The sequence below is a fragment of the Streptomyces sp. NPDC059452 genome (assembly GCF_042750035.1).
Taxonomy (GTDB): Bacteria; Actinomycetota; Actinomycetes; order Streptomycetales; family Streptomycetaceae; genus Streptomyces.
Genome location: NZ_JBHYVE010000012.1, coordinates 80,664 through 107,054, shown reverse-complemented (window position 1 = coordinate 107,054; position 26,391 = coordinate 80,664). Strand labels below are relative to the sequence as shown.

At 71.2% G+C, this 26,391-nt stretch carries 30 protein-coding genes, 1 pseudogene and 1 riboswitch; of the genes and pseudogenes, 12 read left to right on the top strand and 19 right to left on the bottom strand.

Annotated features, from left to right (window positions below):
- Positions 1-657: a LysE family translocator gene (locus ACFW9Z_RS17970; RefSeq protein ID WP_384641644.1), complete on the top strand. Its 657-nt coding sequence runs from the start codon at positions 1-3 to the stop codon at positions 655-657.
- A 211-nt stretch (positions 658-868) separates the two neighbouring features.
- On the opposite strand, the gene ACFW9Z_RS17965 is transcribed toward ACFW9Z_RS17970, so the two are convergent.
- The 3 genes from ACFW9Z_RS17965 to ACFW9Z_RS17955 form a co-directional block, all read right to left on the bottom strand.
- A complete protein-coding gene (locus ACFW9Z_RS17965; protein ID WP_384641366.1) occupies positions 869-1,339 on the bottom strand; it encodes a C40 family peptidase in 471 nt (156 codons plus the stop codon).
- A gap of 3 nt (positions 1,340-1,342) precedes the next feature.
- Positions 1,343-1,527, bottom strand: a riboswitch (cyclic di-AMP (ydaO/yuaA leader).
- A 356-nt stretch (positions 1,528-1,883) separates the two neighbouring features.
- Positions 1,884-2,189: a hypothetical protein gene (locus ACFW9Z_RS17960; RefSeq protein WP_366390262.1), complete on the bottom strand. Its 306-nt coding sequence runs from the start codon at positions 2,187-2,189 to the stop codon at positions 1,884-1,886.
- Positions 2,190-2,196: 7 nt separating this feature from the next.
- Positions 2,197-2,832: an ATP-dependent Clp protease proteolytic subunit gene (locus ACFW9Z_RS17955; protein ID WP_384641363.1), complete on the bottom strand. Its 636-nt coding sequence runs from the start codon at positions 2,830-2,832 to the stop codon at positions 2,197-2,199.
- A 143-nt stretch (positions 2,833-2,975) separates the two neighbouring features.
- Between ACFW9Z_RS17955 and ACFW9Z_RS17950 the strand changes: the two genes are divergently transcribed.
- Positions 2,976-3,260 carry a type II toxin-antitoxin system Phd/YefM family antitoxin gene (locus ACFW9Z_RS17950; protein ID WP_384641361.1) on the top strand — a complete coding sequence of 95 codons (285 nt, stop codon included), beginning with the start codon at positions 2,976-2,978 and terminating at the stop codon, positions 3,258-3,260.
- A gap of 84 nt (positions 3,261-3,344) precedes the next feature.
- On the opposite strand, the gene ACFW9Z_RS17945 is transcribed toward ACFW9Z_RS17950, so the two are convergent.
- Positions 3,345-4,367, bottom strand: coding sequence for an ABC transporter permease (locus ACFW9Z_RS17945; RefSeq protein WP_384641358.1), 1,023 nt, complete (start codon positions 4,365-4,367; stop codon positions 3,345-3,347).
- A gap of 116 nt (positions 4,368-4,483) precedes the next feature.
- On the opposite strand from ACFW9Z_RS17945, the gene ACFW9Z_RS17940 reads away from it, so the two are divergent.
- From ACFW9Z_RS17940 to ACFW9Z_RS17910, 7 genes are all read left to right on the top strand, one after another.
- Positions 4,484-5,104: a TetR/AcrR family transcriptional regulator gene (locus ACFW9Z_RS17940; RefSeq protein ID WP_384641355.1), complete on the top strand. Its 621-nt coding sequence runs from the start codon at positions 4,484-4,486 to the stop codon at positions 5,102-5,104.
- A 139-nt stretch (positions 5,105-5,243) separates the two neighbouring features.
- On the top strand, positions 5,244-5,546 hold the full coding sequence (locus ACFW9Z_RS17935; RefSeq protein WP_384641353.1) for an urease subunit gamma: 303 nt from the start codon (positions 5,244-5,246) through the stop codon (positions 5,544-5,546).
- Between the two features lie 12 nt (positions 5,547-5,558).
- Positions 5,559-5,912, top strand: coding sequence for an urease subunit beta (locus ACFW9Z_RS17930; RefSeq protein WP_384641350.1), 354 nt, complete (start codon positions 5,559-5,561; stop codon positions 5,910-5,912).
- A complete protein-coding gene (locus ACFW9Z_RS17925; RefSeq protein ID WP_384641347.1) occupies positions 5,905-7,626 on the top strand; it encodes an urease subunit alpha in 1,722 nt (573 codons plus the stop codon). The genes ACFW9Z_RS17930 and ACFW9Z_RS17925 overlap by 8 nt, the downstream gene beginning before the upstream one ends.
- Before the next feature lie 17 nt (positions 7,627-7,643).
- Positions 7,644-8,306 carry an urease accessory protein UreF gene (locus ACFW9Z_RS17920; protein ID WP_384641344.1) on the top strand — a complete coding sequence of 221 codons (663 nt, stop codon included), beginning with the start codon at positions 7,644-7,646 and terminating at the stop codon, positions 8,304-8,306.
- A 24-nt stretch (positions 8,307-8,330) separates the two neighbouring features.
- Positions 8,331-9,008 carry an urease accessory protein UreG gene (ureG, locus tag ACFW9Z_RS17915; RefSeq protein WP_384641341.1) on the top strand — a complete coding sequence of 226 codons (678 nt, stop codon included), beginning with the start codon at positions 8,331-8,333 and terminating at the stop codon, positions 9,006-9,008.
- Positions 9,005-9,790, top strand: coding sequence for an urease accessory protein UreD (locus ACFW9Z_RS17910; protein ID WP_384641338.1), 786 nt, complete (start codon positions 9,005-9,007; stop codon positions 9,788-9,790). The genes ureG and ACFW9Z_RS17910 overlap by 4 nt, the downstream gene beginning before the upstream one ends.
- Positions 9,791-9,865: 75 nt before the next feature.
- Here ACFW9Z_RS17910 and ACFW9Z_RS17905 read toward each other — a convergent pair whose 3' ends face one another.
- The 9 genes and pseudogenes from ACFW9Z_RS17905 to ACFW9Z_RS17865 all read right to left on the bottom strand — a co-directional run bounded on the left by ACFW9Z_RS17905 (position 9,866) and on the right by ACFW9Z_RS17865 (position 17,417).
- Positions 9,866-10,630 carry a class I SAM-dependent methyltransferase gene (locus ACFW9Z_RS17905; protein ID WP_384641335.1) on the bottom strand — a complete coding sequence of 255 codons (765 nt, stop codon included), beginning with the start codon at positions 10,628-10,630 and terminating at the stop codon, positions 9,866-9,868.
- 129 nt (positions 10,631-10,759) lie between these two features.
- Entirely contained in the window at positions 10,760-11,071 is a 312-nt protein-coding gene (locus ACFW9Z_RS17900) for a hypothetical protein (RefSeq protein WP_384641332.1), read from the bottom strand.
- Positions 11,072-11,181: 110 nt separating this feature from the next.
- Positions 11,182-12,076, bottom strand: a pseudogene (locus ACFW9Z_RS17895) (NAD-dependent epimerase/dehydratase family protein).
- 65 nt (positions 12,077-12,141) lie between these two features.
- Positions 12,142-12,858, bottom strand: a complete 717-nt coding sequence (locus ACFW9Z_RS17890; RefSeq protein ID WP_384641329.1) for a lysophospholipid acyltransferase family protein — start codon at positions 12,856-12,858, stop codon at positions 12,142-12,144.
- Between the two features lie 82 nt (positions 12,859-12,940).
- A complete protein-coding gene (locus ACFW9Z_RS17885; protein ID WP_015607149.1) occupies positions 12,941-13,099 on the bottom strand; it encodes a hypothetical protein in 159 nt (52 codons plus the stop codon).
- Between the two features lie 66 nt (positions 13,100-13,165).
- Positions 13,166-14,113, bottom strand: a complete 948-nt coding sequence (locus ACFW9Z_RS17880) for a cytochrome c oxidase assembly protein (protein WP_384641326.1) — start codon at positions 14,111-14,113, stop codon at positions 13,166-13,168.
- 114 nt (positions 14,114-14,227) lie between these two features.
- Positions 14,228-15,253: a 6-phosphofructokinase gene (locus tag ACFW9Z_RS17875; RefSeq protein WP_384641324.1), complete on the bottom strand. Its 1,026-nt coding sequence runs from the start codon at positions 15,251-15,253 to the stop codon at positions 14,228-14,230.
- A 162-nt stretch (positions 15,254-15,415) separates the two neighbouring features.
- Positions 15,416-16,144 (bottom strand): type 1 glutamine amidotransferase, encoded by a 729-nt coding sequence (locus ACFW9Z_RS17870; protein WP_384641321.1) that lies wholly within the window; start codon positions 16,142-16,144, stop codon positions 15,416-15,418.
- Between the two features lie 34 nt (positions 16,145-16,178).
- Positions 16,179-17,417, bottom strand: a complete 1,239-nt coding sequence (locus ACFW9Z_RS17865; protein WP_384641318.1) for a MurT ligase domain-containing protein — start codon at positions 17,415-17,417, stop codon at positions 16,179-16,181.
- A 114-nt stretch (positions 17,418-17,531) separates the two neighbouring features.
- On the opposite strand from ACFW9Z_RS17865, the gene def reads away from it, so the two are divergent.
- Complete coding sequence (gene def, locus ACFW9Z_RS17860; RefSeq protein ID WP_384641315.1) at positions 17,532-18,077, top strand: peptide deformylase; 546 nt, start codon at positions 17,532-17,534, stop codon at positions 18,075-18,077.
- 130 nt (positions 18,078-18,207) lie between these two features.
- Here the strand turns inward: def and ACFW9Z_RS17855 are convergent, their stop codons facing one another.
- A complete protein-coding gene (locus ACFW9Z_RS17855) occupies positions 18,208-18,888 on the bottom strand; it encodes a TetR family transcriptional regulator (RefSeq protein ID WP_384641312.1) in 681 nt (226 codons plus the stop codon).
- A 185-nt stretch (positions 18,889-19,073) separates the two neighbouring features.
- Between ACFW9Z_RS17855 and ACFW9Z_RS17850 the strand changes: the two genes are divergently transcribed.
- Entirely contained in the window at positions 19,074-20,300 is a 1,227-nt protein-coding gene (locus ACFW9Z_RS17850; protein WP_384641310.1) for an acyl-CoA dehydrogenase family protein, read from the top strand.
- A 59-nt stretch (positions 20,301-20,359) separates the two neighbouring features.
- On the opposite strand, the gene ACFW9Z_RS17845 is transcribed toward ACFW9Z_RS17850, so the two are convergent.
- From ACFW9Z_RS17845 to ACFW9Z_RS17835, 3 genes are all read right to left on the bottom strand, one after another.
- Positions 20,360-20,848 carry a glutathione peroxidase gene (locus tag ACFW9Z_RS17845; protein WP_384641307.1) on the bottom strand — a complete coding sequence of 163 codons (489 nt, stop codon included), beginning with the start codon at positions 20,846-20,848 and terminating at the stop codon, positions 20,360-20,362.
- Between the two features lie 54 nt (positions 20,849-20,902).
- Positions 20,903-21,427, bottom strand: a complete 525-nt coding sequence (locus tag ACFW9Z_RS17840) for a GNAT family N-acetyltransferase (protein ID WP_384641304.1) — start codon at positions 21,425-21,427, stop codon at positions 20,903-20,905.
- Between the two features lie 136 nt (positions 21,428-21,563).
- A complete protein-coding gene (locus ACFW9Z_RS17835; protein ID WP_384641301.1) occupies positions 21,564-22,529 on the bottom strand; it encodes a DUF389 domain-containing protein in 966 nt (321 codons plus the stop codon).
- A 172-nt stretch (positions 22,530-22,701) separates the two neighbouring features.
- Here ACFW9Z_RS17835 and ACFW9Z_RS17830 point away from each other — a divergent pair, with 172 nt between their 5' ends.
- On the top strand, positions 22,702-22,950 hold the full coding sequence (locus ACFW9Z_RS17830; protein ID WP_384641298.1) for a DUF6011 domain-containing protein: 249 nt from the start codon (positions 22,702-22,704) through the stop codon (positions 22,948-22,950).
- A 7-nt stretch (positions 22,951-22,957) separates the two neighbouring features.
- Here ACFW9Z_RS17830 and ACFW9Z_RS17825 read toward each other — a convergent pair whose 3' ends face one another.
- Positions 22,958-23,833: an acyl-CoA thioesterase gene (locus ACFW9Z_RS17825; protein WP_384641295.1), complete on the bottom strand. Its 876-nt coding sequence runs from the start codon at positions 23,831-23,833 to the stop codon at positions 22,958-22,960.
- 34 nt (positions 23,834-23,867) lie between these two features.
- Positions 23,868-26,381 (bottom strand): DEAD/DEAH box helicase, encoded by a 2,514-nt coding sequence (locus ACFW9Z_RS17820; RefSeq protein WP_384641292.1) that lies wholly within the window; start codon positions 26,379-26,381, stop codon positions 23,868-23,870.
- Positions 26,382-26,391: the final 10 nt, after the last annotated feature.

The following is a 26,391-nucleotide window of genomic DNA, read 5'->3' as shown; positions in this document are numbered from 1 at the left end:
CTGGACGCACAACTGATCGCCTTCACCGGGGTCGCCGCCGGTATGGTCGCGCTGCCCGGCGCCGACTTCACCGTCGTCGTACGCAACGCCCTGGCCTCGCGCACCGCCGGTCTGGCCGGCGCGCTCGGGGTCGCCGGGGGGCTGCTCGTGCACACCGCGCTCGCCGTGGCGGGGCTCGCCGCCGTGCTGGTGACGCTGCCCGTGCTCTTCCGCACCGTCCAGCTGCTCGGCGGTGCGTACGTGCTGTACCTCGGGATCAGTGGGCTGTACGCGCTCCGGCGCCGGCTCTCGGAGGAGAGCCGTACACCGGACCACGCGACGGGGCCGGAGGGACGCCCCGAGACGTCCCACGCGTTCGGGCGTGCGCTGCGTCAGGGGTTCCTGACCAACGCGCTCAACCCGAAGGCCCCGGTCCTCTTCCTCAGCCTGCTGCCGCAGTTCGTCCCGGCCGGACAGCCACCGCTGCCCAGGACGTTGCTGCTCGCCGCCCTCGTGGTGGCGCTGGCCCTCGTCTGGTTCCCGCTGGTCGCCCTGCTCGTGGACCGGCTGGGCCGGTGGCTGCGCCGGCCGCGTACCGCCCGCGCCATCGAGGGCGGCAGCGGTGTGGCGCTCACCGGACTGGGGCTGGCGCTGGTGACCGGTCCACTCCTGCGCTGAGAGCGACAAATGGCGGCAGGGGCGGCAATTGCGGCAAGAGCGCCGGGGCCTTGCGGGCGGTGCCGAGCAGCGCGCCCGTACCGCCCGCAAGGGGTCCGTACCGCAAGGGACCCGTACTGCAAGGCCCCGTACCGCAAGGGACCCGTACTGCAAGGCCCCGTACCGCAAGGGGTCCGTACCGCCCGCAAGGGAAGAGCGTCCGGTCAGTGGGTCAGCGGACCCGTCCGTACCAGACGCTCTTGGACCAGATTTTGGCCTTCCGCACCACATCTCCCGATTTGGGGGAGTGCCAGATCTTCCCGTCCCCGGCGTAGATGCCCACGTGGTAGACGCTGCGCCCGGAATGGAAGAAGACCAGGTCACCCTTCTTGCGCTGCGACTTCGGGATAGTGCGGGTCTTGTTGTACTGCTGCTGTGCCGTGCGGGGAAGTTTCTTCCCGGCCTTCTTGAACGAGTAGACCGTCAGCCCCGAGCAGTCGAAGCGGTTGGGGCCGGCGGCGCCGTACTTGTAGGGAGCCCCCTTCTTCGACGCGGCGATCTTGAGCGCCTTCGTCGAATGGGTGGCGGCCTCGGCATCGTTGACCAGGCCTGGTGCCAGCATCGCGGACGTCACGGCAAAGGTGAGCACCGAGGCCGTACCGACCCGGGTGAACAGAGACGGGACATGAACCTGCGCAGACATGCGCAACCCTTCGTCAGCCGCCTGTGAAGGATGACCTGTCGGGTTCGGGCTGGCGAAGTTGCCCGGCCGCGCGATGCGGCTTCACCCCGAGGGCTTCCCGGTCTCCCGGTCGGCCCGTTGTGCTCGGGTCCTCCACTCCTGCCGATCCACTCCTGTCGACCAGTCATCCGGGGTGGCGGCAGGACTCGGCGTCCACCCGGACCGCCCCGCCGCGGCGGCGGGGGCTTGTCGTCCCAGGGATCTTGACTCACCAAGTGCCGGATTTCCGAGCCGAAACAGTGATTTGTGAGTCTCCTCACCACTGATCCATTCAGGTGGACAGGGCGAATTCGGGCCCGCCGACGGGCCGGTCACCCCGCCTCGTACCAGCGACAAAAGGTCAGATTCCGAGCAGGTTCCAGGCGTTGAGCGCAAGTTGGGCCGTCGCTCGTGCGGGTGATCGCCTACGCCGAACGAGCGAGGAAATCCGGTCACGGGACCGGGCGTGTCGCACAGCGCCGCGACCGGCCCGCTCCCGTCATGCGCTCCCGGCGCGCGGAGCGGCTCAGTTCGGGGTCGGAGGCATCGCGACCCGCCCCGCCCGCCGCTCGCCGTCCAGCACCCGCAGCGCCCGGGCCAGCGTCGCCGCGTGGATCTGCCGCTCGCCGCGCTCGTGCATCAGGGCCAGGGCGTCGCGCAGGGCCGCCGCCCGGGAGGCCAGGGCCTGCGCGGCCCGCAGCGCGCTGTAGGTGTCGCTGCCGCGCGCCGGGTTGATCCGGCCCACCTGGTCGAGGACCGCCAGATAGCAGTCGATGAACTCGCCCTCGGCGCGGGTCAGTGCGGGCAGGGGCGGGAACTCCGTCGGCTCCATGGGCGGTTCACCTCGCGTTGTGCGGCGGCTGGGGGAGGGAACGGTTCTCCACGACGTGGTCGATCAGTCCGTAGGCGCGGGCGGCCCCGGCGTCGAGGATGGTGTCGCGCTCGATGTCGGCGGTGATCTGCTCGGCGGTCCGGCCCGTGTGCCGGACCAGCATGGCCGCGAACATCTCGCGCGTGCGCACCAGTTCGCGCGCGTGGATCTCCAGATCGGACGGCTGGCCCCGCATCGGCTCCTCCAGTGCGGGCTGCTGAATGACTACCCGCGCGCCGGGCAGGGCATGTCGGCGGCCCGGAGCCCCGGCCGCCAGCAGGGCCGCGGGGTAGGGGCCGGCCTGTCCCAGACAGAAGGTCTCCACTTCGCAGGCGAGGAACCGCATCGTGTCGTAGACCGCCGCCATGGCCTGGAACGAGCCGCCGGGGGAGTTGATGTAGAGGGAGAGCGGCCGGTCCGGATCGGCGTGCTCCAGATACATGAACTGGGCGATCAGGTCGCCCGCCGCGGTGTCGTCGATCGGGCTCCCGAGGAAGACGATCCGCTCGGACAGCAGCTTGGAGTACGGGTCCATGGTCCGGGTCCCGGTGGCGGTGCGCTCGTGGAACTCGGGCAGTACGTAACGGGCGGCAGGGCGGATCATGGCGGTGCCTCTCTCCTCTTGTTACGGGACGGAACGCGGGGGTTGGTGCGCGACGGGATGCGCGGGGCGCAGGGCCGAACCGGCCCCAGGGCCACCCGTCCGTAAAAAATGTACAGGACGTACAGAAGGTTATGATGGGGACTATGGCCTACGAGATTCCGGTGACGCAAGCGCGGGCGGAGCTCGCCGAACTGATCAACCGCGTTGTGTACGGCGGTGAACGCGTCGTCGTGACGCGGCACGGCAAGCCCCTCATCGCTCTGGTGTCCGCCGCTGACCTGCAACGACTTGAGGCGGAGGAGGCCGCTGCCGAGGAGCAGGTGATCAGCTCGGTCTCCTCCGTCGGCTCCGCGCCCTCGGCCCGGGGCGAACGGCGCAGGTTCGGCATCGCCGCCGAGCACCGCCCCCACGGCGACCGGGACACCTGACACCGCCGTCCGCCCGCGACAGCAGAAAGCCGGGTGCCCCCTTGAGGAGGGGGCACCCGGCTCGGCTCGTGGTGGGTCCGGCGCTCAGCCGGTCGGGGCCGGCTCCCGGGCGGGCTCGGCTCCCTGGGCCTCCGGGGCGGCCTCGCCGGGCTTGGCAGCCTCGGCCTCGGGAGCGGCCTTGCCGCGAGCGAGAAGCACCGCCGCCAGGCCGAGCACCGACCAGAGCGCGAGCGTCAGCACCGCACCACCTGCCCCGCCGCCCTCGAAGAAGGCGACCGAGCGCAGCAGCGAGCCGCCCGCGCCCGGCGGGAGCCACTGGCCGATCGCGCCGACCGGTTCGGGGAGCAGCTCCGGCGCGCTGGTGACTCCGGAGAAGGAGTTGCCCAGCAGCACCATCAGCAACGCGCCGAGGCCGATGCCGCGCGGCCCGAGCAGGGCGGCGAGCCCCGCCACCGCCGAGCCGATGGCCAGGACGGTCAGGGCGAACGCGCCCGCCTCCGTCCACCAGTCACCCGTGATCACGCCGAGCCAGCTGTGCGCCACGGCCGTGGCGGCGAGGCCCACCAGCCCCGCCGCCGCGACCAGCGTCAGGGCGGCCCGCCTCCCGCGCAGCCCCAGCAGGGTCACGGCCGCCCCGGCCCCCATCCCGGCCAGGGCCAGCGGCAGGATGCTCGCCCCGAGCGCGCCGCCGCGCGGGTCCCCGGAAGGCGCGGCCACCACATCGGTGACCCGCACCTCCGTGCCCTCCGGCACCGCAGCCGTCACCGCCTCGCGCAGCAGCTGGGCCACCACGGGGCTCGCGGCCGAGGCGGTGAGCACGTGCGGGCCCTCCGGTCCGGCGACGACGGCTCCGTATACGACCCGGTCCTCGATCGCCTCCCGTGCCGCCGCCTCGTCGTCGAAGCGGTGCACCTCGAAGGCGCCCGCGCGCTGTTCGAACCCGCTCCGCAGCTGATCGGCCGCCGGTGCCGCACCGGCCACCCCCACCGGGAGGTCGCGGGGTGCGATCCGGGCGGCGGGCCAGGCGAAGGCCCACAGGGCGAGCGTCACCACCAGGGGGATCAGCAGGACGACCGCCACCGCGCGGCGGTTCGGGGGAGTGGACATGGGGCCTCGATTCGGGTGGCGATCAAAGAGAAGGATCGTTCGTTTTACGAACGGCTCCCACTGTCCGGACGGCTCGCCCGCTTGTCAAGAAGGAACGTTCGTTTTAGATTGAGCCCATGGCTCGTGTATCCCAGGAACACCTCGACGCCCGGCGCCGCCAGATCCTCGAAGGCGCCGCGCGCTGCTTCGCGCGCAGCGGATTCCACGGCACGTCCATGCAGGACGTCCTGAAGGAGGTGGGCCTCTCGACCGGTGCGGTGTACCGCTACTTCTCCGGCAAGGAGGACATCATCGCGGCCATCACCGGGGAGGCCTTCGCCAGCATCCGCACCACCTTCGAGGAGGCCACGCGCACCACCCCGCCGCCCACCCCGGACGTGCTGCTGAGCCGGGTGCTCGGGGGGCTGTTCGAGGGAGCGGTGCACGGTCTGGAGCGGCGTACGGTCGCCTCGCTCATCGTGCAGGTATGGTCCGAGACCCTCCGGGACGAGCGGCTCGCAACCCTGCTGGAGGAGGGGTACGCGGCCATGCGCACCGTCTGGGGCGAGCTCGTCGAGGCGTACCGGGCGGCCGGAATCCTTCCGGAGGGCGTGCCGGACGAGCATGTGGCCCGCACGATGATCGCCACGGCGCACGGCTTCATCGTGCAGGAGGCGCTCTTCGGGGACGTACGGCGCGAGGTGCCGGAGAACGGCTTGCGCGGGCTGATGTCCATGGAGCCGCAAAAGGCCAGTTAACGCAACGGAAAAACTTCCGCCCTAACGTGCAATACCTGGTCGCGAGAGCCGGGTTCTCCGTTCAACGAACTGTTGAACGGAGATAGGGTCCCGCTGCGCCCGGAGGCCGGTGCCGGGCGGAAGACGATGAGGTGGAAGCGTGCAACTGACCCCGCACGAGCAGGAACGCCTGCTCATCCATGTGGCCGCCGACGTGGCCGACAAGCGCCGGGCACGCGGGCTGAGGCTCAATCACCCCGAGGCCGTCGCGCTGATCACCGCCCACCTGCTGGAGGGCGCCCGCGACGGCCGTACGGTCGCCGAACTCATGGCGTCCGGCCGCAAGCTGCTCACCCGGGACGAGGTCATGGACGGCATCCCCGAGATGCTCCACGACGTCCAGGTGGAGGCCACCTTCCCGGACGGCACCAAGCTCGTCACCGTCCACGACCCGATCGTCTGACGGGGCCGCGCCGTGATTCCCGGAGAGATCCTGTACGGGGACGGGGGCATCGCCCTCAACGAGGGGCGCCCCGTCACCCGCCTCACCGTCCTCAACGCCGCCGACCGGCCCGTCCAGGTCGGCTCCCACTACCACTTCGCCGAGGCCAACCCCGGGCTGAGCTTCGACCGGGCGGCCGCCCACGGGCTGCGGCTGCACATCGCGGCCGGTACGGCGGTCCGCTTCGAACCCGGCATCCCCGTCGACGTCGAACTCGTCCCGCTCGCCGGGCGCCGCATCGTCCCCGGCCTGCGCGGCGAAACCGGCGGTGCTCTGGATGAGACCGGAGGCGCTCTCGATGGAGCCGGGGGTGCCCTCCATGCCTGACCTCAGCAGGGCCGTGTACGCCGACCTCTTCGGCCCCACCACCGGCGACCGCATCCGCCTCGCCGACACCGACCTCTTCGTCGAGATCGAGGAGGACCGTGCGGGCGGCCCAGGCCACGCGGGCGACGAGGCGGTCTTCGGCGGCGGCAAGGTGATCCGCGAGTCCATGGGCCAGGCCCGCACCACCCGGGCCGAGGGCGCACCCGACACCGTCATCACCGGCGTGGTCGTGATCGACCACTGGGGCATCGTCAAGGCCGACATCGGCATCCGCGACGGCCGCATCACCGGTATCGGCAAGGCCGGGAACCCGGACACCATGGACGGGGTCCACCCCGATCTGGTGATCGGCCCGGAGACCGAGATCATCGCGGGCAACGGCAAGTTCCTGACGGCCGGAGCGGTCGACGCGCACGTCCACTTCATCTCGCCCACCCTCGTCGACCAGGCGCTCTCCAGCGGCATCACCACTCTCGTCGGCGGCGGCACCGGACCCGCCGAAGGCACCAAGGCCACCACCATCACCCCCGGTCCCTGGCACCTGGCCCGGATGTTCGAGGCCTTGGAGACTTTTCCCGTCAACATCGGGCTGCTCGGCAAGGGCAACACCACCTCCCACGACGCGATGTACTCCCAACTGCGCGGCGGTGCGCTGGGATTCAAGATCCACGAGGACTGGGGTGCCACCCCGGCCGCCATCGACGCCTGCCTCACCGTCTGCGAGGAGACCGGTGCCCAGCTCGCCATCCACACCGACACGCTGAACGAGGCCGGGTTCGTCGCCGACACCCTCGCCGCCATCGCCGGGCGCTCGATCCACGCGTACCACACCGAGGGTGCGGGCGGCGGGCACGCGCCCGACATCATCACCGTGGTCGCGGAGCCGTACGTCCTGCCCAGCTCGACCAACCCGACCCGGCCGCACACCGTCAACACCATCGAGGAACACCTCGACATGCTGATGGTCTGCCATCACCTCAACCCGGCCGTCCCCGAGGACCTGGCCTTCGCGGAGTCCCGTATCCGGCCCTCCACGATCGCGGCCGAGGACATCCTCCACGACCTCGGCGCCATCTCGATCATCTCCTCGGACTCGCAGGCGATGGGGCGCATCGGGGAGGTGATCCTGCGGACCTGGCAGACCGCCCACGTCATGAAGAAGCGGCGCGGTGCCCTGCCCGGGGACGGGCGGGCCGACAACCACCGGGTCCGTCGCTATATCGCCAAATACACCATCAACCCGGCGGTCGCCCAGGGCCTGGGCCGGGAGATCGGCTCCGTGGAAAGCGGAAAGCTCGCGGACCTCGTGCTCTGGGACCCGGCGTTCTTCGGGGTGAAGCCGCAGACCGTCATCAAGGGCGGCCAGATCGCGTACGCGCAGATGGGCGACGCCAACGCCTCCATCCCGACGCCCCAACCGGTCCTGCCCCGGCCGATGTTCGGCGCCCTGGGCCGGGCGGCGGCGCGCGGCTCGTACAACTTCGTCACCGGGACGGCGATCGAGGACGGGCTGCCCGAACGGCTCGGCCTGGAAAAGGAGTTCACGCCGATCACCAGCACGCGCGGGGTCACCAAGGCCGACATGAGGGAGAACGACGCGATGCCGCACGTCCATGTCGACCCCGACAGCTTCGCCGTCACCATCGACGGCGAACCGGTCGAGCCCGCACCGGCAGCGGAACTCCCCATGGCCCAGCGCTACTTCCTCTTCTGAGCCGACGGGTCCGATCCATGTCACGCGCAGCCCTGCTCGTCCTCGCCGACGGCCGGTTCCCCGCCGGAGGCCACGCCCACTCCGGCGGCGCCGAACCGGCCGTCACCCAGGGGCGCATCCGCGACGCCGACGACCTCGCCGCCTTCTGCCGGGGCCGCCTGCACACCACCGGGCTCACCTCCGCCGCCCTCGCGGCGGCGGCCGCCCACGGGCTCGACCCGCTCGCGCTCGACGAGGCCGCCGACGCCCGTACGCCCTCGCCCGCCCTGCGCGCCACCGCCCGCAAGCTGGGCCGGCAGATGCTGCGGGCCGCCCGCGCCACCTGGCCGGGCCCGGAGCTCGACGCGCTCGCCCTGGCCCGGCCGCGCGGCGCCCACCAGCCCGTCGTCCTCGGCCTCACCGCCCGGGCGGCGGGACTGGGGCCCGAGGACGCCGCGCACTGTGTGGCGTACGAGACGGTCAGCGGTCCGGCCACCGCCGTGGTCCGGCTGCTCTCCCTCGACCCGTTCCAGGCCACCGCCGTACTGGCCCGGCTCGCCCCCGAGCTGGACGAGGTGGCCGCCCAGGCCGCCGAGGCCGCCCGGCAGGGCATCGACGCCCTGCCCGCCGCCTCCGCCCCGCTCCTCGACATCACGGCCGAGGCACACGCCGCCTGGCCGGTCCGCCTCTTCGCCTCCTGACCCTCAAGCGCATAGGAGCCCTTCATGCACCTCGGCCACACCCACGACGCCCCCGCCGCCGTCAGTGCCGACGCCACCCGCCCCGACGGCACCCGGCGCGCCCTGCGCATCGGGCTCGGCGGCCCGGTCGGCTCCGGCAAGACGGCCACCGTCGCCGCCCTCTGCCGCGAGCTGCGCGACCGGCTCTCCATCGCCGTCGTCACCAACGACATCTACACCCAGGAGGACGCGGCCTTCCTCCTCCGCAACGCCGTTCTGCCGCCCGAGCGCATCCAGGCCGTCGAGACGGGCGCCTGCCCGCACACCGCCATCCGCGACGACATCTCCGCCAACCTCGAAGCCGTCGAGGACTTGGAGGACGCGGTCGGCCCGCTCGACCTGATCCTCGTCGAGTCCGGCGGCGACAACCTCACCGCCACCTTCTCCAAGGGGCTCGTCGACGCCCAGGTCTTCGTCATCGACGTGGCGGGCGGCGACGACATCCCGCGCAAGGGCGGCCCCGGCGTCACCACCGCCGACCTGCTCGTCATCAACAAGACCGACCTCGCCCCCTATGTCGGCTCCGACCTGGAGCGGATGGCCCTGGACGCCAAGAAACAGCGAGGCGAACTCCCCGTCGCCTTCACCTCGTTGACCTCTGCCGAGGGTGTCGGACCGGTCGCCGACTGGGTACGGGCGCGGCTCGCCGCCTGGACCGCATGAGCGTCCGCGCCACCGCCCGCCTCCGCGCCGAGCCCGACGGCCGGGGCGGGACCGCGCTGCCCGTCCTGGAGAGCGCCGGCCCCCTCGCGCTCCGCCGCACCCGCTCACCGCTCCCCACCCACGCCCGGGTCACCGTCGTCGGCGCCATGAGTGCCCCGCTCAACGGCGACCGGCTGGCGATCGAGGCCGAGGTGGCGGACGCCGCCCGCCTCACCGTGGACGCGGCGGCGGCCACCATCGCGCTGCCGGGCGCGCGGCCGGACGCCGCCCCGTCCACGTACACCGTGGATCTACGGGTGGGGGAGTGGGCCACCCTGCACTGGCTCCCCGAACAGCTCGTCTCCGCCCACGGCAGCAACCTGCACCAGACCACCCGAGTCCAACTAGCGCCCACCGCAAGGCTCTTGCTGCGCGAGGAACAGATCCTCGGCCGCCACGGCGAACCCACCGGAGCCCTCACCACCCGCCTCACGGTCCACCGCGCGGGCCGCCCCCTCCTGGACCAGCAACTGGCCTACGGCCCCGACGCCCCCGACGGCTGGAACGGCCCCGCAGTCCTCGGCGGCCACCGCGCGACCGGCCAACTCCTCCTGGCCGACCCGTCCTTCGAGGCCACCCCACTCCCCGCCCGCCTCCTCACCCCCACCGCAGCCCTCACCCCGCTCGCGGGCCCCGCCGTCCTGGTCACAGCGGTGGCGGAGGATGCCCGCCTGCTGCGCGCGACCCTGGACGGGGCGATGCACGAGCTGCTGGACGGCCTGAAGCGGAACAAGATCGGGTGACCACGGTGGTGGGGGGTGTCTCGACGTAGATCGTCGCGTGAGGCTCGCCGTGGTCCCCGGAGAGGAGTGTCGCCCCTACTCGGATCGTCGACGTGCCAGATGGACGATGATGTCGGCGGCGATCTCGACCGTCTCGGGAAGGACCCGCGTGATCGCGTCGTACGCCTGCTGTCGCCTCGATCGCGGCAGTTGGAGATATGCCGAGACAGTCGACAGGTAGCCGATGTAGTCAGGAGCGCTCATCGTCAAGTGCCGCTTGACGAGGGCCTGCTGAATGTCGAGGAACAACGGAGACTGCCGCAGCTCTGTGCCTGGCCACTGCATTTCCTCATCGGGAGCAGTCCCGTCGGGAGACGGAACCTCGTCGCTTTCCAGGAACGGCGCCCGCGCCATACGCACAGATTCCGCGACAGCTGGGTCAGCAGGCTGAACCTGGCCGCCGAACGAGGCGAACACGCCCTCCGGTTCGAGTAGCGCGGCCGCTCTTGACCACCGACCCTCCGGGCGTGTCCAGTGCAGGGCCGCCGCCGCATAGACCAATCCATAGGTCTCACCTGGCCGCAGGCCCTCGAACGCGGCCCGCACGGTCGTCACGTTCGGGGGCACGGTCTTGTTCAGCTCGGCGAGCATGGCAGCGTCGGGGTCCGTCGCCGTGACCGTGACCCCATGGGCGGCGAACAGGCGGGTTGCCTTGCCGGTCCCCGCACCGATCTCCAGGGCCGTCCGGACCGGGCGGCCCGCGTACGTCATCACCAAGTCGAAGAGCTCTTCGGGATACCCCGGCCGGAACCTTTCGTAGGCTTCAGCGGTCGCGCCGAAGCTCAGTGCACGAGCAGACATGCCGGCCATCCTCCCTCACACGAGCCGCGCAGGAGCCGGGACCCACTTCGACCGCAACGCGCAGGCAGCGCGGGCGGTTCACCATTATCCGCTGCAGGACCTTGCCCTGACCCCGTGGCCAGGAGAGGGTCAACCCAGGTCGGGAACGTCGGAGCCGACGGGCTTCGGGGGCTTCTGGTGACCGCATTCCAGTCGTGCTCCGTTGGCGTCGGTCACGGTGTACTCCAGGACGATCTTGGTCGGGTCGCCGTCCTCATAAGGCCATACGGTGATGCCTCCCTCCCAGACGACGGTGGAGAACCAGACATCGATCCCATCGGCTTCAGGCGCGACCGTGAAGACCTCCCCGGGGCGCAGGTAGAAGTCCTCACCGTACGGCTCGATGAAGAGACAGAGATCGCTGTCGCCTGCGTTCTCCACAGGCAGCCTGCTGCGTCCCATTCGTCCCCCCCCAGACCGACATTCAAATGAGCCACCACAGTACCCGCCCACACCAGCCCAGCCGGGCTCGGCCGCCCTGTCCCTCACGTCCGTGGCCCCCGCCGCTCACCTCACGCGCGGCGCCCCCGCCCGCCCCCCTCCAGCCACGCGTCCTCCGCCGCATAGTCGAACAGCGCCTCCCCGTAGTTCCGCGCCATCTTCGGGAACGCCTCCCGCCAGTCCCGCCCCGTCAGCTCCCCGGCCAGCCACTCCACCGTCTCCGGGAGCGATTCCGCGTACCCCGTCACCGGCCGGTAGCCGAGTTCCCGTTCCGCCGCGCCCATGTCGTACACCACCGGGTGGGCCCCGCTCCACGGGGTGTCGCCCACGCCTCCGCCGGGGCTCGGGCCGTCCAGCAGGATCGTCTCCGCCGTACGCCAGGAGCCGCTGCCTCCGCCCGTCCAGCAGGCGCTTCACGAAGTACAGCTCGCGCGGGGTGCGGCAGTACGGGCCGTGGACCGCGCCCGCCCGCAGCAGGGTCACCGGCAGTGCGTCGCCCGCCGCCAGCAGCTCGTGCTCCAGCGCCACCTTCCGGGTCCCGTACGTGGTGTCCCCCGGGGCCACCGTGGGGTGGGTCTCCGGGAGAGGGACCGGGTAGCGGGGGAAGCCGTCCGGTTCGGACTGGGTGTCGAAGCTGCGGCCGCGCTCGTCCTCGTACACCGCACCGCTGGAGATCACGACCGCCGAGCCGATCCGGCCGGTGAGCGCGGTCAGCTGCCGGGCGTGTGCCCCGCCGAAGGCCACCATGTCGACCAGGACGTCACAGCCGTCGCCGAGCGCCTTCTCCAGGGCGCCCTCCTCGTCCCGGTCGAGCGCCAGGGCGCGGACCCCGTCGCCCCATCGCCCGTCCCGGCCGCCGCCGCGCGATACGGCCGTCACCTCCCAGCCGTCCCGGGCGAGCGCGCTCACCGCCGCCCGCCCGATCTGGCCTGTCGCTCCCAGCACCCACGCCTGTCCCTGGCTCATGGGCTCGACGCTAGGGGGATCGGGCCGCGCCGGACCAGCCCGCTCTGCCGTCGGCGAATCCGCCGTCAGCGTCGCAGCTTGGGGAACTTCCTCGGCGGGGCCGCCTCCTGCTCGGCCGCCTTCACCTTCGCCGCGTACTCGTCCACGTACTCCTGGCCGGACAGCTCCAGGATCGCGTACATGATCTCGTCCGTCACCGCCCGGATCGCGGCCTTCTGGTTCTCCATGCCCGCGTAGCGCGAGAAGTCCAGCGGCTCACCGAACCGGATCGCGACCCGCTTGATCCTGGGCAGAACCTGGCCGGGCGGCTGGATCTCGAACGTACCGAGCATGGCGCACGGGATCACCGGCACCTGCGCGGTGATCGCCATGACCGCCACCCCGACCTTGCCCTTGTAGAGCCGGCCGTCGTGCGAGCGGGTGCCCTCCGGGTAGATCCCCAGCAGCTCGCCCTTGCTCAGCACCCCCAGCCCTTCGCGGATCGCCGCCTGCCCCGCGTCCTTGCCGGACCGGTCCACCGGGATCTGGCCCGCGCTGCGGAAGAACGCGGCGGTGAGCTTGCCCTTGATCCCCGGGCCGGTGAAGTACTCGGCCTTCGCCAGGAAGGTGATGCGCCGCTTGATGATGGCGGGCATGAGGAAGTGGTCGGAGAAGGAGAGGTGGTTCCCTGCGACGATCGCCGCACCGTCCTCCGGGATGTTCTCCAGCCCTTCGATACGAGGGCGGAACAGCACCCGCAGCAGGGGGCCCAGCACGACATACTTCAGGACGTAATAAAACACCTTGCGGGTGCACCTCGCTCTGCCGGGCCGACGGTCGGGGCTGCGTACGGTACAGGCCCCGGCGCCCGCCCACAGCGCGCGGTCAGGTGTCCTGGGTGGCCAGCATGCCGAGGGTGCACAGTCCCAGCACCACCCAGCCGAACCAGAGCCACCCGCTGCTTCCCAGGGCCACGGTGTACGCGGTCACCGTGACCAGCGCCCCGACGGTCAGATATCCCATGGTCTTCGTCGATCCGGACATGCGCGCACGCTCCTCGTCGGCCGCGCGGCCGTTGTCCCCATGGTCACCCCGCGGGCGCCCCCCGCGCTACTGTCGCGCCTGCAATGACGCGAGATAGGCGTTGTACGCCTCCAGCTCCTTGTCGCCGTCCCGGTCGGCGGCCCGGTCCGAGCGCCGGGCGGCCCGCTGCTCGGAGTGGTACCACTGGTAGACCAGCGCGATCAGCACCAGCACGGAGGGGATCTCGCTGAAGGCCCAGGCGATACCGCCCGCCCAGTTCTGGTCGCTGAGCGCGTCGATGCCGAGCGAGGCCGGGGGGTCACTGTACGTGCCCACCATCGGCGTGGTCGCCATCATCAGCGCGATCCCGAAGAATGCGTGGAACGGCATCCCGGCGAACAGCTCCAGCATCCGCATCACATAGCCGGGCCGGTGCGGGCCGGGATCGACACCCATGATCGGCCAGAAGAAGACCAGGCCGACGGCGAGGAAGTGCACCATCATCCCGATGTGACCGGCCTTGGAGCCCATCAGGAAGTCGAAGAGCGGCGTGAAGTACAGCGCGTACAGGCTCGCGATGAAGATCGGGATCGTGAACGCCGGATGCGTGATGATCTTGATGTAGCGGCTGTGCAGCAGCTTCAGCAGCAGCTCGCGCGGCCCCGTCCGCCCCCGCCCGGCCGGCGGCAGCGCACGCAGTGCCAGCGTCACCGGGGCGCCCAGGAGCAGCAGGATCGGCGACAGCATGCTGATCACCATGTGCTGCACCATGTGCACGCTGAACATGACCATGCCGTAGTCGTTGAGCTTGGTGCACATCACCAGGAGGATGCTCAGCACCCCCACGGTGAAGGAGATCACCCGGCTGACCGGCCAGCCGTCCCCGCGCCTGCGCAGCCGCACCACGCCGTACCCGTACAGGGCGAGCGCCAGGAGGCTGCCGGTCAGGAAGAACGGCTCCACGGAGAGCTCCAGCCCCCGTCCCAGCGTGAACGGCGGCAGATCCATGTTCATGCCGTGCCCGCTGTGATCCATCTGCCCACTCCCGATGGGGAACACGTCCCCGTTTCGTGCCGGTTGTCCGGTACAGCGTAGAACTGCCCCCGACCGCGGCTGCGGGCGGGGGCAGTTCTCAAGGGGCCGGTTCGGCTAGAGCACGCACTCCGCCTCGGCGTACCGCTCGGCCGGGACCGTCTTCAGCGTCTCGACCGCCTCCGCCAGCGGGACCATCGTGATGTCGGTGCCGCGCAGCGCGGTCAGCATCCCGAACTCGCCCCGGTGCGCCGCCTCCACCGCGTGCCAGCCGAACCGGGTCGCCAGGACCCGGTCGTACGCGGTCGGGGTGCCGCCGCGCTGGACGTGGCCGAGGATGACCGGGCGGGCCTCCTTGCCGAGCCGCTTCTCCAGCTCCCCGGAGAGCTGCGTGGCCACCCCGGCGAACCGCTCGTGGCCGTAGATGTCCTTGGCGCCCTGCTCGAACTGCATGGAGCCCGCGCGGGGCTTGGCGCCCTCGGCGACCACCACGATGGCGAACTTCTTGCCCGCCGAGAAGCGCTTGCCGACCAGCTCGGTCAGCTCGTCGATGTCGAAGGGGCGCTCGGGCACCACGATGGCGTGGGCACCGGCGGCCATTCCGGAGTGCAGGGCGATCCAGCCGGTGTGACGGCCCATGACCTCGACGATCAGCACCCGCTGGTGGGATTCGGCGGTGGTCTTCAGCCGGTCCAGCGCCTCGGTGGCGACACCGACGGCGGTGTCGAAGCCGAAGGTGACGTCGGTGGAGGCGATGTCGTTGTCGATGGTCTTGGGGACGCCGACGATGGGCAGTCCGGCCTCGGAGAGGAGGTTGGCCGCCTTCAGTGTGCCCTCGCCGCCGATCGGGATGATGGCGTCCAGGCCGAGGTCGGCGACATGGCCGCGGGCCCGCTCCACACCGTCGCGCAGATGCGCGGGCTGGACCCGGGAGGAGCCGAGGATCGTGCCGCCGAGTGCCAGGATGCCGCCCACCGCGTCGAGGTCGAGCTTGCGGTAGTCGGCCTCCAGCAGGCCCTTCCACCCGTCGTGGAAGCCGATGACCTCGTCGCCGTGGTCCACCACCGCGCGGTGCACGATGGAACGGATGACGGCGTTGAGGCCGGGGCAGTCGCCGCCGGAGGTGAGTACGCCAATGCGCATGGCCCGAAAACCTTTGCAACGTGGGTCGACGACCGGACCACGTCGTCCGGTTGGATCCCCGCCACCCTACCGGCGCAGGGTGGCGGGAACGAACCGGCCGTCCGCTTGCTGGACTCCGCTCAACCGAGCGGAAATCGCCTCAGGCGGGCCGGGCCGAGACCCCTAGGCGGGCTGCGTCGCGGAGGCGATCCGCTCGGCGCGCAGCGCCTCGTACCAGCGGTCGTCCGTGGGCGGCAGCGCGTTCACGTCCAGGGCCAGTTTCAGCAGGTGATCGGCGATCTGCGGGTTGCGGGCCAGCACGGGGCCGTGCATGTACGTCCCGAAGACCGTGTCGTTGTACGCGCCCTCCGTGCCGTCCCCGGTGCCGTTGCCCCGGCCGAGCCGCACCCGGGCGAACGGCCGTGCCGTCGGGCCGAGATGGGTGACGCCCTGGTGGTTCTCGAACCCGGTCAGCGCTTCCAGCCCGAGCTGCGGGTCGATGTCCGCCAGTACGTCGCCGACGCACCGGGCACCCTCGCCGCGGGTCGAGACCACGTCGAGCAGACCGAGACCCTGCTCGCGCTCACCGAGATCGTTGATGAACTCGTGGCCGAGGATCTGGTAGCCCGCGCAGACCGAGAAGATGATCGCGCCGTTGGAGGCGGCCCGGCTCAGCCCGCCGTCGCGGCGCAGCCGCTCCGCCGCGAGCCGCTGCGGCCGGTCCTCACCGCCGCCGATCAGATAGATGTCGCCGGACGTCGGCACCGGCTGGTCGCTGCGCACGTCGACGCGCTGCACGTCCAGACCGCGCTGCCGGGCCCGCCGCTCCACGACCAGGGCGTTGCCCTGGTCGCCGTAGGTGCTGAGCAGGTCGGGGTAGACCCAGACCAGACGCAGACCGTTGTTGCTCATGCTTCGTCCTCTCCGGAGGTGGCCGGGGCCGGGGTCAGTTGCCGACACGACGGCGCAGATCCTGGAAGGCGGTGTAGTTGGCGATGACCTCGATACGGCCGGGCGGGGCGTACTGCACGGCCTCGTCGAGCGTTTCGCAGACCCGGAAGTCGAGACCGGCCACTTCGAGGCGGACCGCGAGGTCCAGCTTGCGGTCGCCGAGCACGAAGATCGGGTGACCGGCCAGCTGGGTGTAGTCCACGTCCCAGAGCCAGGAGGTGTCCGTGCCGTCCGCGCCGCGCGCGTTGACGGAGAGGATCACCGGCGTCGGCGGCGGGTCGATCAGCGAGAACGTCTCCAGCCAGCCGGCCGGGTTCTTCGCCAGCAGCAGGCGCAGCTCACGGTTCTGGAAGGTGACGACGTCGTACCGTCCGGCGACCGCCTGCACCTGGTACATGCGCTCCAGCGCCACCTGCGGCGGCACGCCGAAGACGGCGGCGACGGCGGCCGAACTGGCAGCGTTCGCCTTGTTCGCGCGGCCGGGCAGCTGGAGGTGGATCGGCCAGGCCGAACCGTGCGGGTCCAGGACGTAGTCGCCGTTGAGCGCCCAGCTCGGAGCGGGGCGGCGGAAGCCGCACTGGCCGCAGAACCAGTCGTCGCCGGGGCGCTGCATCACACCGCCGCAGGACGGGCAGGACCAGGCGTCGTCCTTCCACGCCTGACCGGCCGCCACCCACACCACGTTGGGCGAGGAGGAGGCCGCCCAGACGACCAGCGGGTCGTCGGCGTTGGCGATGATCACGGCCTTGGAGCCGGAGAGGCCCTCGCGCCAGTGCTCGGCCATCATCCGGGTCTCGGCCGCGCGGTCCAGCTGGTCGCGGGAGAGGTTGAGCAGCGCGATCGCCTTGGGGGTGGTGTCGCGGGCGACCCCCGCCAGATACTTCTCGTCGACCTCGATCACACCGAACTTCGCGTCCGAGCCGCCGGCCAGCGCCGAGGTGATGCCCGCGGGCATGTTCGCGCCGAGCGCGTTCGACACGACGGGCCCGGCGGCCCGCAGCGCCTCGGCGATCAGCCGGGTGGTCGTCGTCTTGCCGTTCGTCGCCGACACGAGGATCACGTCCAGGTGCTGCGCCAGCCGCCCCAGCAGGTCGGGGTCGAGTTTGAGCGCCACCCGGCCGCCGATCACCGATCCGCTGCCCCGCCCCGCGGCGCGTGACACCGCCGCCGCGGCCTTGCCCGCCGTCACGGCCAGCTTGGCCCGCGGCGACAACGGCTCCGTGTTGCCTGCCATCGTCCTAGATCCTCCTTGCATCGGTCCGCGCCCAGCCTATCGATGTCCGGCACGGCGGCCGCACCGCGGCACCACGGGAACTCCCGGGCAGCGGCGGAACGTACGCTTACCGCCATGCGAAACCGCCCGATCCCCGGCAGTTCCGGACTCGTCCGTGAGATGAGTCTGCTCGGCGACCCGTTGCTCCACCGCGCCTGTGAGGACGTCACGGAGTTCGGCCCGTCGCTCGCGAAGCTGGTCGAGGACATGTTCGCCACGATGTACGCCGCGCAGGGTGTCGGGCTCGCCGCCAACCAGATCGGCGTCCCGCTCAAAGTGTTCGTCTACGACTGCCCGGACGACGATGACGTCCGTCATCTGGGACACGTCGTCAACCCCGAACTGGTCGAGGCGGACGGACTCACCGTACGCGGACCGGAGGGCTGTCTGTCACTTCCGGGTCTGGAAGCGGGCACGGAACGCTTCGACCACGCGGTGGTCGAGGGCCTCACGATGACGGGTGAGCCGGTGCGGATCGCGGGGACGGGATGGTTCGCCCGGTGCCTCCAGCACGAGTGCGACCACCTGGACGGCAGGGTCTACACCGACCGGCTGACCGGGCTGCGGAGGTCCCGGGCGCTGCGGGCGGCGCGCCGGGCGCCGTGGGCGCGTAAAGCGTAAAGCCTGAGGCGTACGGGGTCGGAACCCCCGGGCGGCCGCCCTCCTGCGGGCCCCGGGCCGCCCTCGTACGGGACCCGGGCCGCCCCCTTACGGGAGACGGGGCGGGCCACCGTACGAGGACGCAGGCGGGTCAGAACCCCGGGCCGCCCTTGACGTCGCGGTCGCCCGCCTCCGCCAGCCGCCCCCACAGCAGGTCGGCGAGGCTGCGCACCAGCTGCTCGCGGGAGCAGGGCCGGTCGGCGAGCCACCAGTCGCCCGCCGCGTGCATCATGCCGACGATGCCGTGGCCCCAGATGCGCGCCATCTGCTCGCCGTCCGGCCCCAGGTCCACCCGCTCGACGATCACCTGGCCCAGCTCCTCGCCGAGCCGGCGCAGCAGCGGGGCGGAGTGGCGGCCGACGTCGAAACCCTGCTCGGGGGAGGCGGCCTCCGCGGAGGTGGCGGAGTCGGCCGCTCCGTCGGCGGGGTGCATCAGGAAGCGGTAGACCTGGGGACGGGCCTCGATCGCGGCCAGGTAGGTGTCGAGCGTGGCCTCGACCCGTGCGCGGCGCTCGGCGGGGGCGTCCAGGGCCGCGCGCAGGGCGCTGAGGAGGGCGTCGGTGTGGCGTTTGGCCAGCGCGCGGTAGAGGCCGCCCTTGTCCCCGAAGTGGCGGTAGAGGATGGGCTTGGTGATCCCGGCCTCGGCGGCGATCGCGTTCATCGACGCCTGCGGGCCGTCCCTGAGCACCACCCGGTCCGCTGCTTCGAGCAGTTCGCGGCGGCGGGTTTCGGCCGCCGTCCGCTGCCGCTCGGCGCCGCGTGTGGTCTCCATGTCGTCTCTCCCGCCCCTGGCCATGCAGTTTCTTCACGTCTGCTTCTTCGCGCCTGCGCAACGTAACACCACGCCCGGCGCCCTTGTCGATCAGCTCCGGGGCGGTTGACAGCGGCTACTGTCCGGTAACAGACTGCGGTTACCGCAAGTAACGCATGCTTTCACGGCAGTGCATGGAGGGGAACATGGCCGAGTTCACGCTCGATCTCAACGACGACCAGAAGCAGGTCCGTGACTGGCTTCACGGCTTCGCGGCGGAGGTGATCCGCCCCGCGGCCTCGGAGTGGGACGAGCGTGAGGAGACGCCCTGGCCCGTCATCCAGGAGGCGGCCAAGGTCGGCATCTACTCCCTCGATTTCTACGCCCAGCAGTTCTTCGACCCTACGGGGCTCGGCATCCCCATGGCCATGGAAGAGCTCTTCTGGGGTGACGCGGGCATCGCTCTCTCCATCGTCGGTACGGGCCTGGCGGCCGTCGGCGTCCTCGCCAACGGCACCGAGGAGCAGATCGGCACCTGGATCCCCCAGATGTACGGCGACGCCAACGACGTGAAGGTCGCCGCCTTCTGCTCCTCCGAGCCCGACGCCGGATCCGACGTCGCCTCCATGCGCACGCGCGCGGTCTACGACGCGGCCAAGGACGAGTGGGTCCTCAACGGGACCAAGACCTGGGCGACCAACGGCGGCATAGCCAACGTCCATGTGGTGGTCGCCGTCGTCGACGCCGACCTCGGCTCCAAGGGACACGCCTCCTTCATCGTGCCGCCCGCCACCCCCGGCCTCTCCCAGGGCCAGAAGTTCAAGAAGCACGGCATCCGGGCCTCCCACACCGCCGAGGTGGTCCTGGAGGACGTCCGCGTCCCCGGCCACTGCCTGCTCGGCGGCAAGGAGAAGCTGGACGAGCGCCTCGCCCGCGCCCGGGAGCGCGCCAAGTCGGGCGGCGAGCGGGTCAAGAACGCGGCGATGGCCACCTTCGAGGCCTCCCGCCCGGCCGTCGGCGCCATGGCCGTGGGCACCGCCCGCGCGGCGTACGAGGTGGCCCTCGACTACGCCAAGACCCGCAGCCAGTTCGGCCGCCCGATCATCGACAACCAGGGCATCGCCTTCCAGCTCGCCGACATGCGCACCCGCATCGACGCGGCCCGGCTGCTGGTCTGGCGCGCCTCCTGGATGGCGACCACCGGCAAGCCGTTCACCTCGGCCGAGGGCTCCATGTCCAAGCTCTATGCCAGCGAGACCGCCAAGAGCGTCACCGCCCAGGCCATCCAGATCCTGGGCGGCAACGGCTTCACCCGGGAGTACCCGGTGGAGCGGATGCACCGGGACGCGGCGATCTACACCATCTTCGAGGGCACCAGCGAGATCCAGCGCCTGGTGATCGCCCGTACGCTGTCGGGGATGCCGATCCGCTAGCGGACGTACGAGAGGGGCCGTCCCGGGACGGCCCCTCTCTACGCCTACGCCATCACTGCTCAGCCGGGCAGCTGCGCCTCGATCGCCGCCACGACCTCCGTCGACTCCGGCTCGCTGCGCGGCCGGATCCGGGCCACCGGCTCACCGGCCGGCGAGATCACGAACTTCTCGAAGTTCCACTGGACGTCCCCGGCCTCCCCGTCCGCGTCCGCCAGCTTCGTCAGCTCCGCGTACAGCGGGTGCCGGTCCGCCCCGTTGACGTCGGTCTTCTCCAGGAGCGGGAAGGTGACACCGTACGTCGTCGAGCAGAAGGTCTGGATCTCCTCCGCGCTGCCCGGCTCCTGCCCGGCGAACTGGTTGCACGGCACACCGAGCACGGTCAGGCCCCGGTCCCCGTACGCCTGCTGCAGCCGCTCCAGGCCCTCGTACTGCGGGGTGAGCCCGCACTTGGAGGCCACGTTCACCAGGAGGACGGTCCGGCCGCTCCAGGCGCCCAGGGTGGTCGGCTCACCGGTGAGGGTGTGCAGCGGAATGTCGTGCAGCGTCATGAAACTCTCCCTGATCATCGCGTGCGTGGTGCTCATAGTGGGGCCCGCCGCCGCTCAGCGGGCGGCGAGCTCCTTGTAGTAGAAGGTGGTCGGCTTGAGGCTGCCCGCCGGGTCGGCCGCGTATCCCGGCACGGAGCCCACTTCCGTCCACCCCGCCTTGCGGTAGACCTGCTCGGCCAGGCTGCCGCTCTCGGTGTCCAGGATCAGCAGCGTGATGCCTTCGACCCGCGCGTACGCCTCGACGGCCGCCAGCAGCGCCCGCCCGAGGCCCTGGCCGCGCGCGGCGGGGCGGACCATCAGCTTGGCGACCTCCGCGCGGTGGCGGGCGTTCGGCAGCGGCGCCCGGACCAGGGCGATCGTACCGGCGACCCGGCACCCCTCCCGGGCGATCCAGATGGACACCTCCCCGGACTCCACGGCCGCCGCGCGCTCCCGCCACCAGACGGCGGCCACCTCGCGGCCCAGCGGAGCCAGGAACCCCACCGAGGAGCCCTCCTCGACGGTCTCCACCAGCAGCTCGGCCATCTCATCGGCGTACGTGACCAGCTCGGGGCCGGACACGTGGACGATCTCGGTCATGCGCAAGGGTCCTTTCGCAGCGGAACAGTCGGGAGGGGTGCGGGGCCGGGGCCGGACGCCGACGTGATCCGACTCCTCCGCCGTAACTCTCCTATCCGCCCGGTGTCCCCGATATGCGAGAGGCGCCCACGCGGCCTCAGGTCTTCTCCTCCGCACCCGTGCAGTGGGCGTGCCGCAGGGCCACCCTCCGCCAGATCGCCCGCTGGGCCTTGAGCACGGCCGTGCCCACCACGATCAGCACGACGATGTTCACCACGAGCTGGACGAGCGAACCCCAGGCGTCGGGCCAGCTGGTGAACGCGGTGGAGACGGCGATGTCCGCCGCGGCCGGGATCGTCGTGACGGAGATGAACACACCGAGCAGCGCGCTCGTCCTGGCCTCGGTCAGCGACAGGATCCCGACGATCCCGGCCAGGGTGGCGACGGCGATCGAGAAGAAGTTCGGTGTGTTGATCAGATTGGAGACGGGGCGCAGCCCCCGGTCGAACGCCTCCGACTGCAGACCGAAGCCGCGGATGAGGAGACTGAAGAGGAAGGTGACGGCGATCGTGAGGAGGAACCCCGTCCCCAGCGCGAACAGACCGCGCCGCACCACGCTCGGGCGCCTCCGGTCGATCCCGAGCGCCACGGCGACGATCGCCCCGTACTCGGGCCCGACGACCATGGCCGCCACGATCAGGATCTGCGAGTTGGTGACGATGCCGACCGAACCGATCATTCCCGCGATGACGAGATAGAGGTAGAAGCTCGGCTGATAGCGGCCCTCCGCCCGGATGCGCGCCTCCACCTGCTCCCAGACCGGGGCCCGTCTCAGCGGTCCGAGCGACCGCTGGCCCTCTTCCACGGCCGCGCTGGGGAAGGCCATGTCCACCGGCTCGATGACCAGCGAGCCCCGCTGGTCGACCCGCAGGGTCCGCAGCCGCCGCAGGATCTCGTTGGCCGCCCCGGTCAGGATGTCGCAGGCGATGGAGTCGCCCTCCGGATGGCGTGCGGCGTCCCGCCGCACGATCAGGTTGAGCACGCACGGATCGTCCGCGAGCAGGCCGACGACCGCGTCGGTGAGGTCGGGCGGGCTCACCGCGCGGATGTGGATCATGTCCATACCGCTACCTCCGCGGCTCCCGGCTCCGAGGGACGGAGCTCCGCCCGGCCGACGGCACGGGGACTGGACTCCAGTAACGCGGCCCCGGCCCCGTTCGGCAAACCGGGCGCCCGGCCCCGGACCCGCCACCGCCCCTCGCGCGGCCACCGAGCCGTACTGGGAGGATCGGGGCGTGGATACTCCCGAGGCCCTCCCCGAACCGCTGCCCGGCGCCGCCGGGACCGTCGCACCGGACCCGGCGGCCGAGGACGCCCCGCCCCGCCGCCTGATCCGCTGCCGCCTCTGCGGCCGCCCCCTCACCGGAGCCGACTCCCGCCGCACCGGCCTCGGCCCCTCCTGCGACGCCAAACTCCACCCCGCGCCGCCGGACATCCGCACCCGCCGCCACGAGGTCGAGCAGGACACCCTGCCGGGTACGTGAGGGGGCTCTACCGGCCCTCCAGCCGCCGGAACAGCCCCTCCTGCACCACCGACACCAGCAACTGCCCCGAACGGTCGTAGATCCGGCCGCGTGCCAGACCGCGCCCGCCCGTCGCGATCGGCGACTCCTGGTCGTACAGGAACCACTCGTCCGCCCGGAACGGCCGGTGGAACCACATGGCGTGGTCCAGGGAGGCCATGTCGAAGCCGCGCGGGCCCCACAGCGGCTCCACCGGGATGCGCACCGCGTCCAGCAGCGTCATGTCGCTCGCGTACGTCAGCGCGCAGGTGTGCACCAGCGGGTCGTCGCCCAGCGGGCCCACCGCGCGCATCCACACCGCGCTGCGCGGATCGGCGTCCTTGATCTCCTCGTGCGTCCAGCGCAGCCGGTCGGCGTAGCGGATGTCGAAGGGCTGGCGCCGGGCCATCCGCTCGAACGCCTCCGGGAGCGTGCCCAGGTGCTCGCGCACCTCGTCGGCGACCGTCGGCAGCTCCTCCGGGTCCGGGACGATCCGGGCCGGTGGCAACTGGTGCTCGAAGCCCGCCTCCTCGGGGCGGTGGAAGGAGGCCGTCAGGTTGAAGATGGTCCGGCCCTCCTGGACGGCCGTGACCCGGCGGGTGGTGAAGGACCGGCCGTCGCGGACCCGCTCCACCTGGTAGACGATCGGCACGCCGGGGCGGCCCGGCCGCAGGAAGTAGGCGTGCAGCGAGTGCACCGGCCGCTCCCCGTCGGTCGTCCGGCCCGCCGCCACCAGTGCCTGGCCCGCGACCTGACCGCCGAAGACCCGTTGCAGGGACTCCTCCGGGCTGCGGCCCCGGAAGATGTTGACCTCGATCCGCTCCAGGTCGAGGAGGTCGACCAGACGCTCGGCCGGGTTCGTCATGCCGTACCTCTCCACTTCCGTCTCAGGGATCCGCTCACAGCTGGCCGACCTCGGTGACCCGGACGACCGCCCGGCCCTCCTCGTCGGACGCGGCCAGGTCCACCTCGGCCCGGATGCCCCAGTCGTGGTCGTCCGCCGGGTCGGCGAACGCCTGCCAGACCCGCCACAGACCGTGCGCCGGGTCCTCCTCGATCTTCAGCAGCTTCGGGCCGCGCGCGTCCGGGCCGGTGCCGATCTCCTCGTGCGCGTCCCAGTACGCGTCCAGCGCCTCGCCCCACGCGTCCTCGTCCCAGCCGGAGTCGCCGTCCAGCTCGCCCAGGTCCCGCACCCGGTCCAGCGCGGCCAGCTCCACCCGCCGGAACATCGCGTTGCGCACCAGCACCCGGAAGGCACGGGGGTTCGCCGTGACCGGCTTGACCTCGTCCGCCTTCTCCTGCGCCTGCTCGGCGGTCTCCACCTCCGGGTTGGCCAGCTGCTCCCACTCGTCCAGCAGACTGGAGTCCACCTGACGCACCATCTCGCCCAGCCAGGAGATCAGGTCCTGGAGGTCCTCCGACTTCACGTCGTCCGGGATCGTGTGCTCCAGCGCCTTGTACGCGCTCGCCAGATACCGCAGCACGATGCCCTCGGTCCGTGCCAGCTCGTAGTGCGAGGTGAACTCCGTGAACGTCATGGCGCGCTCGTACATGTCCCGGATCACCGACTTCGGCGACACCGGGTGGTCGTTCACCCACGGGTGGCTCGTGCGGTACACGTCGTAGGCGTGCCACAGCAGCTCGCTCAGCGGCTTGGGGTACGTGACCTCCTGGAGCCGCTCCATCCGCTCCTCGTACTCGACCCCGTCGGCCTTCATCTGCCCCACGGCCTCGCCGCGCGCCTTGTTCTGCTGGGCGGCCAGGATCTGCCGGGGATCGTCCAGCGTCGACTCGACGACCGAGACCATGTCCAGCGCGTACGAAGGGGATTCGGCGTCCAGCAGGTCGAACGCGGCCAGCGCGAACGTCGAGAGCGGCTGGTTCAGCGCGAAGTCCTGCTGGAGGTCGACCGTCAGCCGCACGATCCGTCCCTCGGCGTCCGGCGTCTCCAACTGCTCCACCACCCCACCGTCCAGCAGCGAGCGGTAGATGGCGATGGCCCGCCGGATGTGCCGCAATTGCGCCCGACGCGGCTCGTGGTTGTCCTCCAGCAGATGCCGCATCGCCTCGAAGGCGTTGCCCGGCCGGGCGATCACCGCGAGGAGCATCGTGTGCGTGACCCGGAAGCGGGAGCTCAGCGGCTCCGGCTCGGACTGGATCAGCTTGTCGAACGTCGTCTCCGACCAGGCGACGAACCCCTCGGGGGCCTTCTTACGGACCACCTTGCGTTTCTTCTTCGGGTCGTCGCCCGCCTTCTTGACGGCCTTCTCGTTCTCGATGACGTGCTCGGGGGCCTGCGCCACGACGAACCCAGCCGTGTCGAACCCGGCCCGCCCGGCCCGCCCGGCGATCTGGTGGAACTCCCGCGCCCGCAGCGTGCGCACCCGGGTCCCGTCGTACTTGGTGAGCGCCGTGAACAGCACCGTACGGATGGGTACGTTGACGCCGACGCCGAGCGTGTCCGTACCGCAGATCACCTTCAGCAGACCTGCCTGGGCCAGTTTCTCCACCAGGCGCCGGTACTTGGGCAGCATCCCCGCGTGGTGCACCCCGATGCCGTGGCGCACGTAACGGGAGAGGTTCTGGCCGAACTTGGTGGTGAAGCGGAAGCTGCCGATCAGATCGGCGATCCTCTCCTTCTCCTCCTTCGTGCACATGTTGATGCTCATCAGCGACTGCGCCCGCTCGACGGCCGCAGCCTGCGTGAAGTGCACGATGTAGACCGGCGACTGCCGGGTGTCCAGCAGCTCGGTCAGCGTCTCGGTGATCGGCGTGAAGCGGTACTCGTAGCTCAGCGGCACCGGGCGGGTCGCCGAGCGCACCACGGAGGTGGGGCGGCCGGTGCGCCGGGTCAGGTCCTTCTCGAACATCGAGACATCGCCGAGCGTCGCCGACATCAGCACGAACTGCGCCTGCGGCAGCTCCAGGAGCGGGATCTGCCACGCCCAGCCCCGGTCCGGCTCGGCGTAGAAGTGGAACTCGTCCATCACGACCTGGCCGATGTCGGCGTACTTGCCGTCGCGCAGCGCGATGGAGGCCAGCACCTCGGCCGTACAGCAGATCACCGGGGCGTCCGCGTTGACCGAGGCGTCACCGGTGAGCATGCCGACGTTCTCGGTACCGAAGAGCTTGCACAGGTCGAAGAACTTCTCCGAGACCAGCGCCTTGATCGGCGCGGTGTAAAAGGTCACCTTGTCCTGGGCCAGCGCGGTGAAGTGCGCGGCGGCGGCCACCAGGCTCTTCCCGGAGCCGGTCGGGGTCGAAAGGATCACGTTCGCCCCGGAGACCACCTCGATCAGCGCCTCCTCCTGAGCCGGATAAAGCGTGATGCCCTGGCTCTCGGTCCACGAGGAGAAGGCCTCGAAGAGGGCGTCCGGGTCGGCGGTCTGCGGCAGCTGGTCGATGAGGGTCACACCCCCCATC